The 12047-nt window shown below is 49.8% G+C and carries 11 protein-coding genes and 1 tRNA gene; 2 read left to right on the top strand and 10 right to left on the bottom strand.

Translation table 11 applies throughout. From position 1 onward, the window contains the following. Positions 1 to 31: 31 nt before the first annotated feature. The 9 genes from O9139_RS07520 to O9139_RS07480 all read right to left on the bottom strand — a co-directional run bounded on the left by O9139_RS07520 (position 32) and on the right by O9139_RS07480 (position 9147). Positions 32 to 838, bottom strand: coding sequence for an alpha/beta hydrolase (locus O9139_RS07520; protein ID WP_270878838.1), 807 nt, complete (start codon positions 836 to 838; stop codon positions 32 to 34). Positions 839 to 918: 80 nt separating this feature from the next. Next, positions 919 to 1155, bottom strand: coding sequence for a preprotein translocase subunit SecG (gene secG, locus O9139_RS07515; protein ID WP_270878837.1), 237 nt, complete (start codon positions 1153 to 1155; stop codon positions 919 to 921). 115 nt (positions 1156 to 1270) lie between these two features. Beyond that, positions 1271 to 1987 carry a M50 family metallopeptidase gene (locus O9139_RS07510; protein ID WP_270878836.1) on the bottom strand — a complete coding sequence of 239 codons (717 nt, stop codon included), beginning with the start codon at positions 1985 to 1987 and terminating at the stop codon, positions 1271 to 1273. Positions 1988 to 2035: 48 nt separating this feature from the next. Then, positions 2036 to 3328: a phosphopyruvate hydratase gene (gene eno, locus O9139_RS07505; protein WP_270878835.1), complete on the bottom strand. Its 1293-nt coding sequence runs from the start codon at positions 3326 to 3328 to the stop codon at positions 2036 to 2038. A 31-nt stretch (positions 3329 to 3359) separates the two neighbouring features. Further along, entirely contained in the window at positions 3360 to 4898 is a 1539-nt protein-coding gene (gene gpmI / locus O9139_RS07500) for a 2,3-bisphosphoglycerate-independent phosphoglycerate mutase (RefSeq protein WP_270878834.1), read from the bottom strand. Between the two features lies 1 nt (position 4899). Further along, positions 4900 to 5655, bottom strand: coding sequence for a triose-phosphate isomerase (gene tpiA / locus O9139_RS07495; protein ID WP_270878833.1), 756 nt, complete (start codon positions 5653 to 5655; stop codon positions 4900 to 4902). A 24-nt stretch (positions 5656 to 5679) separates the two neighbouring features. Continuing rightward, complete coding sequence (locus O9139_RS07490; protein WP_270878832.1) at positions 5680 to 6861, bottom strand: phosphoglycerate kinase; 1182 nt, start codon at positions 6859 to 6861, stop codon at positions 5680 to 5682. Between the two features lie 105 nt (positions 6862 to 6966). Beyond that, a complete protein-coding gene (gap, locus tag O9139_RS07485; protein ID WP_270878831.1) occupies positions 6967 to 7971 on the bottom strand; it encodes a type I glyceraldehyde-3-phosphate dehydrogenase in 1005 nt (334 codons plus the stop codon). Positions 7972 to 8118: 147 nt separating this feature from the next. After that, positions 8119 to 9147, bottom strand: coding sequence for a sugar-binding transcriptional regulator (locus O9139_RS07480; RefSeq protein WP_270879035.1), 1029 nt, complete (start codon positions 9145 to 9147; stop codon positions 8119 to 8121). Between the two features lie 237 nt (positions 9148 to 9384). On the opposite strand from O9139_RS07480, the gene O9139_RS07475 reads away from it, so the two are divergent. Together O9139_RS07475 and clpP are read left to right on the top strand one after the other, a co-directional pair. Then, a tRNA-Arg gene (locus tag O9139_RS07475) sits at positions 9385 to 9456 on the top strand. Positions 9457 to 9618: 162 nt separating this feature from the next. Then, a complete protein-coding gene (gene clpP, locus O9139_RS07470; protein WP_270878830.1) occupies positions 9619 to 10200 on the top strand; it encodes an ATP-dependent Clp endopeptidase proteolytic subunit ClpP in 582 nt (193 codons plus the stop codon). 72 nt (positions 10201 to 10272) lie between these two features. On the opposite strand, the gene O9139_RS07465 is transcribed toward clpP, so the two are convergent. Next, positions 10273 to 12036 (bottom strand): stalk domain-containing protein, encoded by a 1764-nt coding sequence (locus O9139_RS07465; RefSeq protein WP_270878829.1) that lies wholly within the window; start codon positions 12034 to 12036, stop codon positions 10273 to 10275. Positions 12037 to 12047 lie beyond the last annotated feature (11 nt).

Here is a 12047-nt window from a genome sequence, read left to right as displayed (position 1 = left end):
CACCTTCTTGTTGTTCATTAACAATCTTATTCTATTTCGCAGCCGCACCTGCCTCCTTTACTTCATAGTATTTCATCTGCAGCGACTGGATAAACGATGAAATATCTTCATAGACCTGCTCTTTTTCCTGATCTAGCAGCAGCCCATGGGAGGACTCTTCATAATAATGCAATTCTTTCAGCGGGGATTGGACATTCTGATGCAAGAATTCGGCGCTTTCTTGCAGTACGATCGTATCCCTCTTGCCTTGCCCGATCCAAATGGGCGCTTCAATCCGCGGCAGAATGACTTTGACCTGCTTTAATAGTTTACGCAAACTGATGACACAGCGAATCGGCGTTTTGGTATACGCACATGACTCATCTAACACAATCGGCGTATCTTTGGGCTTCTTCTCAACATAATCCATGAAATGCTGCATCACCGCAGCAAAGACGATCCTTCTCGTTGCCAAAAAGATAGGTGTCGCGATCGACACAATGCCTGACGTCTGGCGCTCTACTGAGAGCTTCAGGGCGAGCAGCCCGCCTAGCGAATAACCCATGACGACTACGTTCTTGCATACGCCTGCAAGCTTATCATAGCTCTCCAGCACATGCCCATACCAATCCGTCCATCCGGTGTGCATCATCTCCTCGGGGGTTGTACCGTGTCCAGGCAGCCTAACCGCATTCACGGTATAGCCCTGATCCTGCATTTTATACCCGATTCGTCTGAACTCCATTGGTGTTCCCGTAAATCCGTGAATCATTAAAATTCCCATATCCCGATTCGTTCCACTGCCAAGCCAAAAGAAAGGGTCGGTTGAATTGTACACACGCTCTTCGATGTCGTCCAACTCCTCACATGCGTGAATGGCTGAGTAAAATGAAAAAACAGCAGGAGTAGATTTCCCCTGCTGTTATCGTTTTATGTGTGTTAGCCTTTCACAATGTATGCGACGACAATCGACAGAATGAAAAATGCAGCCGCAAGCCCCATCGTGAAACGGGATAAAAACAATTCTAAACCGCGCGCTTTTTGCTTACCGAACAGGTGCTCGGCACCACCAGAGATCGCACCGGACAAGCCTGCACTCTTACCTTTTTGCAGCAAGACAACGCAAATCAATCCGATCGAAGCTATGATCAACAAAATTTTCACAAAAATTACCATGTTATTAGCACCTCAATTGCCTGTTCTTTGGTTATACAACTAGCATGAGTATTTTAGCATAGTTTGTCCCCAATTACAAGAAAAGGAGACCGCCCCTTCAAAATCGCCCACTAAACTACTCGCGTTTATATGGAACAGGTACTTGCTTGCCGCGCACCCGTGATCCTTTGTTGCGGCCAAGGAAGGCCTGCACGGCTTGCTTCGCACACCATAGCGCAAATAAAGTAAACACAACAGCCCACACGATGGCAGGAATTCCCGTGTAATTCGCCAAATTGCTGGCATCCCCTGCCTGACCGGCATTGCGGGACGCGTACAGAATCAACGAGAACGGTCCAAACACCGATTCCTCCAGACAAATGAACGCGACCAACAAGTAATAAAAGTCCCTCAGCCACTTAGGCGTCAACGCGAGCACAAGGATGGTCAGCACGATAAAGCCGATCAGCCACGTCACACCGAACGCATTGCGGACAAAAAGCACCAAGGACAGCACGGCCAGCACCGTCATCACCTGCAGGCCTAACCGCTGCTTACCTCGGGAATAAGCCGAGAAGAGGAACCAGGCGAATAAGGAAGCCGTGAAATAGCCGGCTAATGAGACAGGCAGGAACGCCCAGGACTTCGTCAAAGATGAGTAGGTCACCCCGCTATGATCAGCGTACAGGTTGATGTACATCACTTTCCCCGAAAGCGCCAGCGTGACGACCGCATGCCCAAACTCATGCACCATCGTATCTAGATTGCGAAAAAAAGAAGAGGGGATTAGCGGCAAATGGGTAAGCAGCGCTGATCCTATTATAAATAAAATAGTCTTCAACCAATTGCTCATGCCGGTAGTCCCCTCTCGGAATATTTAGTTATACAATACGCACGAAGCTTACTTGAAGTTTCTCAAGTTGTAAAAAGCTTTTTTGCCTGCGTATTGAGCTACGGAGTGCAGCTCGTCTTCGATGCGAAGCAATTGGTTGTACTTCGCTACGCGGTCTGTACGGGAAGGTGCACCTGTTTTGATTTGACCAGCGTTTGTTGCAACCGCGATGTCAGCGATTGTGCTGTCTTCGCTCTCACCGGAACGGTGGGAGATAACCGCTGTGTAGCCAGCGCGCTTCGCCATTTCGATCGCGTCAAATGTTTCAGTCAACGTACCGATTTGGTTCACTTTAACAAGGATGGAGTTACCGATACCTTGCTCGATACCTGTGGACAGACGGGATGTGTTCGTTACGAACAAGTCATCGCCAACGAGTTGAACTTTTTTGCCCAATTTCTCAGTCAGCAATTTCCAACCTTCCCAATCGTCTTCGGAGCAGCCGTCTTCGATAGTGATGATTGGGTATTTGTCGACCCAAGCAGCCAAGAAGTCTACGAACTCAGCAGGTGTGTAGGATTTGCCTTCGCCCTCAAGGTGGTATTTACCATCTTTAAAGAACTCAGTGGAAGCAACGTCCATACCCAGGAATACGTCTTCACCTGGTTTGTAACCAGCTTTTTCGATCGCTGTGATGATTGTGGAAAGAGCTTCTTCGTTGGAACCGAAGTTAGGCGCAAAACCGCCTTCGTCGCCAACAGCTGTGTTCAAGCCTTTTTCTTTAAGAACAGATTTCAAGCTGTGGAAAATCTCTGCGCCAATGCGAAGCGCTTCTTTGAACGAAGGTGCGCCAACTGGCAGAACCATGAACTCTTGAACGTCAACGTTGTTGTCCGCATGCGCGCCGCCGTTGATGATGTTCATCATAGGAACTGGCAATTGCTTCGCGTTGAATCCGCCAAGGTATACGTACAGAGGCACATCCAGAGCGTCAGCAGCTGCACGAGCAACCGCCATGGAAACAGCTAGGATCGCGTTAGCGCCCAATTTGCCTTTGTTTGGCGTGCCGTCGATTTCGATCATTTTGTTGTCGATGCCAACTTGATCCAAAGCATCCAAGCCAATGATTTCTGGAGCGATGATTTCGTTCACGTTCTCAACAGCTTTCAGAACGCCTTTACCCAGGTAACGGCCTTTGTCGCCGTCACGAAGCTCAACAGCCTCGTATGCGCCTGTGGAAGCGCCTGAAGGTACGATAGCGCGGCCGAATGCGCCGGATTCAAGATACACTTCAACCTCAACTGTAGGGTTACCGCGGGAGTCCAGTACTTCGCGTGCGTAAACATCAGAAATAATTGTCATCGTAGATTACACTCCTTTTAATAGTTAATAATTAGCGTTTAAGAATCGTTGCCCCAGTCATTTGCTCCGGTTGTTGAACACCCAAGAAATCAAGCATTGTCGGGGCAATATCTGCCAAAATTCCACCGTCTCTTAGTGTAACAGATTTGTCCGTCACAATAAAAGGCACGGGATTTGTCGTATGTGCGGTATTGCGCGTGCCGTCCGGGTTGGTGACAACGTCAGCATTTCCGTGATCGGCTGTAATGCAGACAACGCCGCCTTTAGCGATGATAGCGTCAACGACCTTGCCCAAGCACTCGTCTGTCGCTTCGATCGCTTTCACCGTTGGCTCCAGCAGACCGGAGTGACCTACCATGTCAGGGTTAGCAAAGTTCAAGATGATGACATCTTGACGCTCGGCTTCGATTTCCTTCACAGCTGCTTCTGCTACTTCGTATGCGCTCATTTCCGGCTGCAAGTCGTAAGTCGCTACCTTTGGCGAAGGAATGAGAATACGCGTCTCGCCAGGAAGCTCGACATCACGTCCGCCGCTAAAGAAGAACGTAACATGCGGGTATTTCTCTGTCTCGGCGATGCGCAGCTGTTTCAGATTATTCTGAGCGAGCACTTCGCCCAGCGTGTTATCCAGATCCTTAGGCTTGTATGCGACGAAGCCGTCTACGGACTCGCTGAACAGCGTCAGACATACGTAGTACAAGCTTTTTGGTGCCTTGTCGCCGCGATCGAATCCGCGGAAGTCTTCGTTCGTGAACACTTGCGAAAGCTGAATCGCACGGTCCGGACGGAAGTTGAAGAATACGACAGCGTCGCCGGATTCAACCAGACCGACAGGCTTGCCATCTTCGCCTGTAATGACCGTCGGCATGACGAACTCGTCATAGACCGACTTCTCGTAGGATTCAATGATCGCTTGCATCGGATCCGTGTAAGTTGGACCTTCGCCGTACACCATGGCGCGGTAGGATTTCTCCGTACGCTCCCAGCGCTTGTCGCGATCCATTGCGTAGTAGCGGCCTTGGACAGTCGCTACTTTGCCTACGCCGACTTCGGCGATTTTGTTCAGCAGCTCTTCCATGTACTTCTTCGCGGAGTCCGGCGCTACGTCGCGGCCGTCCAAGAACGCGTGGATGTACACTTCTTGCAGCTCTTCTTTTTTCGCCAAGTCGAGCAGTGCGAACAAGTGCTGAATGTGGCTGTGTACGCCGCCGTCGGAAAGCAGGCCGTATAAGTGCAGCTTCTTGCCGTTCGTTTTGGCATGGCGCACCGCGCCGAGCAGCGTTTCATTGTCGTAAAATTCGCCATCACGAATCGATTTCGAGATCCGGGTCAGGTCTTGGTACACGATACGGCCTGCGCCGATGTTCAAGTGCCCTACCTCAGAATTCCCCATCTGGCCTTCAGGCAAACCTACGGCTTCACCGCATGCCGTCAAGGTTGTATGTGGATAAGTCGACCAGTAACGGTCGTAGTTGGGCTTTTTCGCATGAGCAACCGCATTGCCCTGCTCGTCTGCTCGAAGCCCGAAGCCGTCCAGAATGATCAACGCTACCGGTTTCGGTCTGGACATATTACTTCGCCCCCTCGATGAGCTGAACGTAGGAAGCCGGCTCCAAGCTTGCTCCGCCTACAAGTGCGCCGTCAATGTCCGGCTGTGCCATGTACTCCGCGATGTTGTTCGGCTTCACGCTGCCGCCGTATTGGATGCGAACCGCTTCCGCTACGCCTGCGCCATACAAGCCGCTAACCAGCTCACGGATGTAACCGATAACGTCTTGTGCATCCGCTGCCGTCGAAGACTTACCTGTGCCAATCGCCCAGATCGGCTCGTAAGCGATAACCACTTGCGCCGCTTGCTCTGCGCTAAGGCCTTGGAAAGCCGCTTCTGTTTGCACTTTGCACACGTTCTTCGTTTCGCCGGCTTCACGCTCTTCCAGCTTCTCGCCCACGCACACAATCGGCGTCAAGCCGTGTTTGAATGCTGCCACTACTTTTTTGTTGACGATCTCGTCCGTTTCAGCGAAGTACGCTCTGCGCTCGGAATGCCCGATAATGACATATTCCACACCAAGCTCTTTCAGCATTACGCCGCTGATTTCGCCCGTGAACGCGCCGTTGTCTTCGAAATGAAGATTTTGCGCGCCAACATGCAGAGTCGTGCCTTTCACTGCTTCAACAAGCGCAGGAAGGTTTGTGTAAGGAGCGCAAATCACGCTCTCCACGCCGTCCACTTCCGCTTGGCCCTTCACTTCGTTCACGAAGCTGACCGCTTCGGAAACCGTTTTGAACATTTTCCAGTTACCTGCGATAATCGGTTTTCTGCTCATGTGTAACTCTCCTTAGCCCAAAAATTATTTGTCGTTCAGAGCCTCAACGCCCGGAAGTGCCTTGCCTTCCATGAATTCCAGGGAAGCACCGCCGCCTGTGGACATATGATCCATTTTCTCAGCCAAATGGAACTTTTCAGTCGCAGCAGCAGAGTCACCGCCGCCGATAACGGTATAGCCTTCAGTTGTTGCACAAGCTTGCGCTACCGCACGTGTACCGTGGGAGAATGGCTCGATTTCGAATACGCCCATTGGTCCGTTCCACACAACTAGCTTGGATTTAGCAATAACGTCAGCGTACAATTCACGTGTTTTTGGACCGATGTCGATGCCTTCCCAGTCAGCCGGGATGCCGTCGATGCCCACGATTTGCGTGTTCGCGTCTGCGCTGAATTTATCCGTTACCACGATGTCAACTGGAAGCAGGAAGTTTACGCCTTTTTCTTTCGCTTTCGCCATGAAGCTAAGCACAAGATCCAGCTTGGAGTCATCCAGCAAGGATTTGCCGATTTCGTAGCCTTGTGCTTTCAGGAATGTATAGGACAGACCGCCGCCGATCAAGACGTTGTCTGCAATGTTCAGAAGGTTTTCGATCACAGCGATTTTATCTTTAACTTTGGAACCGCCGACGATCGCAGTGAAAGGACGTGCAGGGTTGTTCAGCGCTTTGCCAAGAACGTCCAGCTCTTTTTCCATCAACAGACCGGATACAGCTGGCAGGTGGTGAGCAATGCCTTCAGTGGAAGCATGTGCACGGTGAGCCGCACCGAATGCGTCGTTAACGTACAGGTCAGCCAATTCAGCAAAAGCTTGCGCCAATTGCGGATCGTTGTTCTCTTCGCCTTCGTAGAAACGCACGTTTTCCAAAAGCAGAACATCGCCGTTTTGCAGGGCTGCAACTTGCGCTTTCACAGCTTCGCCAACTGCTTCGTCCGCTTTGGCAACAGGCTTGCCAAGCAACTCGGACAGTCTTGCAGCAACTGGCGTCAAGCGAAGCTCTTCCACAACTTGACCTTTCGGACGTCCAAGGTGGCTCGCCAGAATGACTTTCGCGCCGTTCTCAATCAAATACTTAATCGTTGGCAAAGTCTCTCTAATGCGCGTATCGTCCGTAATTTGACCATTTTCCAAAGGTACGTTGAAATCAACGCGGACAAATACTCTCTTACCTGCTAACTCACAATCGCGAACACTTTTCTTATTCATGAACAGACCTCCCGGGGCGGATTATGTACAAGCATTTATAGAGGAAATCAGACATAAAGAGGAGAATCGCTTCTCCTCTTTATGTGTTAGTGTGTGAAATATGAATTACAGGCCTTTGCTTGCGATGAAAGCTGCCAAGTCAACGACACGGTTGGAGTAGCCCCACTCGTTATCGTACCAGGAAACAACTTTCAGCAAGTTGTCGCCAACTACCATTGTCGACAAAGCGTCGATCGTGGAGGAAGCAGGATCGCCGTTGAAATCGCTGGATACCAATGGCTCGTTTGTGTAGTTCAAGATGCCTTTCAGGGAACCGTTAGCTGCTTTTTGCAAAGCTGCGTTAACTTCGTCAACAGTTACGTTTACTTTCGTTTCAACAACCAGGTCAGTTACGGAAACGTTAGGTGTAGGTACGCGCATTGCCATACCGTTCAGTTTGCCTTTCAGTTCTGGCAGAACCAAACCGATCGCTTTTGCTGCACCAGTGCTGGAAGGAATGATGTTCTCAGCAGCTGCACGAGCACGACGAAGGTCTTTGTGCGGCAGGTCAAGAACGGACTGGTCATTCGTGTAGGAGTGAACAGTAGTCATCATACCTTTAACGATACCGAAGTTATCGTTGATTACTTTTGCGAATGGCGCCAAGCAGTTTGTTGTGCAAGAAGCGTTGGAGATTACAGTGTGAGCTGCTGGATCGTATTTATCTTCGTTAACGCCAAGAACGATTGTGATATCTTCGTCAGTCGCTGGAGCGGAGATAATAACTTTCTTAGCGCCACCTTTCAAGTGAAGGGAAGCTTTCTCTTTCGCTGTGAAAATACCTGTGGACTCAACAACGATTTCTGCGCCTACAGAAGCCCAAGGCAGGTTTCCAGGGTCACGCTCAGCGAAAACTTTGATGGAACGACCGTTAACGATCAATTCGCCATCGCCAGCTTCAACTGTTGCATTCAACTTGCCGTGAGTTGTGTCATACTTCAACAGGTGAGCCAATGTTTTAACATCTGTCAAATCGTTAACAGCAACGATTTGAACTTCAGAGCTGTTCAAAGCTGCGCGAAACACGTTACGACCAATACGACCGAAACCGTTAATACCTACTTTTACCATAGCGAATTCCTCCTAGTAGTGAAAAAATAATTTATTTCAAGACTCGCACCCAATGCCGATGTGTATAAAGCGACGACAAGCTCGCAATACCTCAGTATTGAAACAGCAATAATGGACTTTATAGACACCTGGGTGTTCGTCATGATGTCACTTTTTGACGTGCTCCATAACTTCAATAGCCGCCGCCTCATCGATGACAAGCACATCTTCCTGCCCGTATCGAAGTACAGACGCGATGGCTTCTCCCTTGCTTTTGCCTCCGGCAACGCCGATAACGACTTCGACCCGCTGCAAATCTTCCAGCCTAAGCCCAACGGTAGGCATCTTGTGCACGACATTCCCCTGCCGGTCAAAATAATACCCGAAGGCTTCTGCCAGCGCACCGTCATTCTGCAGACTGCGTGTCGTCTCCGCATCAACCTTTCGTCTGCGTGCCATGACCATAGCATCTCCGATTCCGTGTACAACAATGCGACAACTGCGCACGGCTTCTACAACTTCCCGGATTTGCGAGTCCTGGATCAACGATTGGTAAGCTTCTTCGCCGAGATGATCAGGAACATGAAGCATTCTGTATTTCCCGCCGGTTTTCTTGGCCATGGTGGAGGCAATCGTGTTCGCTTGCATATCCACGCTTTCGCCAAGTCCACCGCGCGCCGGAACGAATAAACTTCCTTTCATCTTCGAGGAGATTGCCAGATTGTTAGCGATCTGCGCCATCGTCGAACCGCCGGTGACCGCAATGATGTCATCCTTGCCTACGTACTTGCGCAAGGCTGCTGCCCCCGCTCGTCCGAGCTCCTTCTTCGTGAAACTGGACTGATCCGAATCACCCGGAACGATAATGACCTGCGTCAGGTTGAACGCCTTGCGGATATTCTCCTCAAGGTCGGTCAGACCGAAGGCGACTTTCACAATCGGCTCCATCGCTTCAAGGAGCTGACGACCTGACTCACTGATCTTCATGCCTGTCGCATCAGTCTCCAGCAAGCCCTGCTCTTTGAGGAAATCGACTTCACCGCGCAGCACCCGCTCTGTCATATCCAAGGAGGAAGCTAATGTTCTTCGTCCGACAACGCCGGAAACAAGAATATGGTGCAGAATCGAGTACCGTTTCTTCATAATATCCATTAAATCCGGCAAGAGCTGTTTTTGAATGTCAAGTATCTCTCTCATAATGACCGCCGTCAACGCTCCTGCTCCATCAAATGGACGTTTTGTGTCCCGGGTATACATTTTACGTCCCACCCGGGCGAAAAAAAATCGCCTTACACCCTCATTATAACCAAATGATTCTCGATATACAACATTTGTTCAAACTTTTTAACGAATTTAGGCTGTAAGGGTTTACAGTCTTGCTTTTTTATTCAGCCTGTCATATAATAACCCTTGCTCCGGTAATTTCATAAGCATGCGCCCGTGGTCCAATGGATATGACGTAGGCCTCCGGAGCCTGAGATAGGGGTTCGATTCCCTTCGGGCGCGTCCATCAAGATGAATCAGTTGAAAAACTGATTTTTTTTGTTTTTAAGTTTGACCTTTATTGACCTTTACAGGTTTTTTCGTTATCATACTTGTAGATACTGTTAACAGTATGTACTAGCATGCATGATTTGAACCATGCACCTATCGAAGGAGGTAATTCCCATGAGTTTTATCCCTATGGTTGTCGAACAGGACGCGCGCGGCGAAAGAGGTTATGACATCTACTCCCGCTTGCTGAAGGACCGCATCATCTTCCTTGGCACTCCGGTGAACGATGTTGTCGCTAACTCCATTATCGCACAGCTGCTTTTCCTGGCCGCACAAGATCCTGATAAAGATATCAGCCTTTACATCAACAGCCCTGGTGGCTCGATCACAGCCGGTATGGCGATCTTTGACACCATGCAGTTCATTAAGCCGGATGTATCTACCATCTGCGTAGGTATGGCCGCATCCATGGGCGCATTCCTGCTCACAGCAGGCGCCAAAGGCAAGCGTTACGCCCTGCCTAACAGCGAAGTCATGATTCACCAGCCGCTCGGCGGCGCTGAAGGTCAAGCTTCCGACATCGAGATCCGCGCGAAGCGCATCTTGAAGATGAGAGACAACTTGAACAAAATTTTGGCCGAGCGTACCGGACAATCTTTCGAGCGCATTGAGAAAGATACAGATCGTGATAATTTCATGACTGCTGCAGAAGCCGCAGAATACGGACTTATCGACAAAGTTATCGAGCGCGTATAACCCTGTCATTGGCAATAAAAAAAACCAGCCGCATAACAGCTCTTATGAGCAGTTATCGGCTGTTTTTTTATTTTACTTTTTATCTTCCAACGGATAGAAAATCAAATCAATTGGGAACGCGGAGCCTGCCGGCGGCGTGAACTCGATATCAAGCGAGTCCTCCGTTCCGGTTGTACGCGCCAATACTTCCATTCCGTCGAAGGCTGTGATGACGCCTGAAGCCGGCACAGGAATAATTTCGCCGTTAATTTTGAACGGGCCTTTGAAAATGCCGCCTTTCGCCATAATCATCACGGCCATTTTACGCGGCTTGTCAGCATGAATTTTGTACACAACGCCGTAGTTGCCGCTGTTTTCCGCGTCTGACTTGCGCATCACGTCATATCCTTTAACGAACGGATCCGTCTTATTGTCACCAATGGTCAAGACAGACGTTTTGGTGAAAGAGGATGCATCGATCTTCCAATTGATTTCGGAAACCGGGAACGACCCGCGCACGTGGCCGTTAAACGCCAAGTAAGGCAGTTCCTGAACCGTTGTCGGTGTCAGCCTCTGATCAGTCACACCGAACGTCATTTGCAGCTCTCCGTCCGTTTCTACATCGTAGAACAGGTTAACGCCTTGCCCTGGGTAGAAATCAGGCAGCTTGGCATATACATACGTTTGGTGCGGTGGAACTGTCAGCTTTTGATCATAGACATTGTTCAGCAAGAAGTCTACAGAAGCTTCGCTGCCAATCAAGTTCGCATAAACCGAAGGGTACACTTCCCCTTTGTTCGTCGTTTGAATCGTTACCGGCTTGTCACTGTTATTCGTGGCGAAGATCGCCATCGTCATCTTTTGCTTCGTTCCATTCACATGGTCGGCGTACAGACGGGCCTTACCGTTGATCGTATCCTGGTACAGGATCCCTTTCTCCGTGAATTCCTCCGGACTGTCGCTGACGAGCAGCTTTCGGTCGGTGACTTGCGTCACTTGCTTAGCTATCGGCTCCATGTTGTTGAAATGAGACCAGATCGTGCCCCAATCCGATTTAATGAATCCGCCTACCGGTTTCATATAGATCGGATACTCAACTTCGCTCAAGTACGGTTCATCGACAACAGTCACGTAGCTTGTGTACACATCGCTCACATGTCCGTGACGATCGGAAACTTTCAAACTCACCGGATATTTGCCAGGCTTGAAGAAAGCCTCCTGGTTACCTGTCCAGTCATACGAAACAATGCCTTCCGCGTCCGGATCATAACTCAGATCCACATACTTCACAGGCTCTCCAAGACGGTATGTAGGCTTCGCTGTCGTAAACTTGGCCACCGGTCTGGAATTGCTGTCCTGATCGACATAGATCCCTTCTGCTGGCGGTGTATAGACGATCTCTACACGACGCAGCTCTTCATTGTACGTGTATTTCGCGCCCATATAATCGGCCAGCCAAGTCAGCTTCACGATCAGCTTCCCATTCACGATCGCTGCGACATCATCGAATGGTGTGTTGATGCCATTCGTCGTTACTGTCTTATGATCAACATCCAGCACGATCAAATTGCCTTGCGGCGACATTGTAATCGTACGGGTAGCGTCACTCCACTCTACATTGAAATTCATGGAATCACCCAGGAACTTCGCTGGAACAAAGGTGCTCCCTTTAATAATTGTTGCTGGAGCGTCCAAGTGAATTTGATCTTGATTCACAAAAGCTTCGGACTTATCGATATAAAGTAGGATAAAGGACGAACTTGCCGATACAGCCTGTGCGGCTGGGGCGGTAATTGTGCTGGCTAGAAAAACGAGGAACGCTAGCAGCACGGAACTTACTTTCCAATGCGATTTCATTACTCTAACTC

Source organism: Paenibacillus aestuarii, assembly GCF_027789125.1.
Classification (GTDB): domain Bacteria; phylum Bacillota; class Bacilli; order Paenibacillales; family NBRC-103111; genus Paenibacillus_E; species Paenibacillus_E aestuarii.
This window is presented reverse-complemented; position numbering and strand designations above follow the sequence as displayed.

Coding starts and splice junctions, on each gene's coding strand:
- O9139_RS07490 (WP_270878832.1), bottom strand. CDS start 6,861: ATGAATAAGAAAAGTGTTCGCGATTGTGAGTTAGCAGGTAAGAGAGTA.
- O9139_RS07465 (WP_270878829.1), bottom strand. CDS start 12,036: ATGAAATCGCATTGGAAAGTAAGTTCCGTGCTGCTAGCGTTCCTCGTT.
- O9139_RS07480 (WP_270879035.1), bottom strand. CDS start 9,147: ATGAGAGAGATACTTGACATTCAAAAACAGCTCTTGCCGGATTTAATG.
- gap (WP_270878831.1), bottom strand. CDS start 7,971: ATGGTAAAAGTAGGTATTAACGGTTTCGGTCGTATTGGTCGTAACGTG.
- secG (WP_270878837.1), bottom strand. CDS start 1,155: ATGGTAATTTTTGTGAAAATTTTGTTGATCATAGCTTCGATCGGATTG.
- clpP (WP_270878830.1), top strand. CDS start 9,619: ATGAGTTTTATCCCTATGGTTGTCGAACAGGACGCGCGCGGCGAAAGA.
- gpmI (WP_270878834.1), bottom strand. CDS start 4,898: ATGTCCAGACCGAAACCGGTAGCGTTGATCATTCTGGACGGCTTCGGG.
- eno (WP_270878835.1), bottom strand. CDS start 3,328: ATGACAATTATTTCTGATGTTTACGCACGCGAAGTACTGGACTCCCGC.
- tpiA (WP_270878833.1), bottom strand. CDS start 5,655: ATGAGCAGAAAACCGATTATCGCAGGTAACTGGAAAATGTTCAAAACG.
- O9139_RS07510 (WP_270878836.1), bottom strand. CDS start 1,987: ATGAGCAATTGGTTGAAGACTATTTTATTTATAATAGGATCAGCGCTG.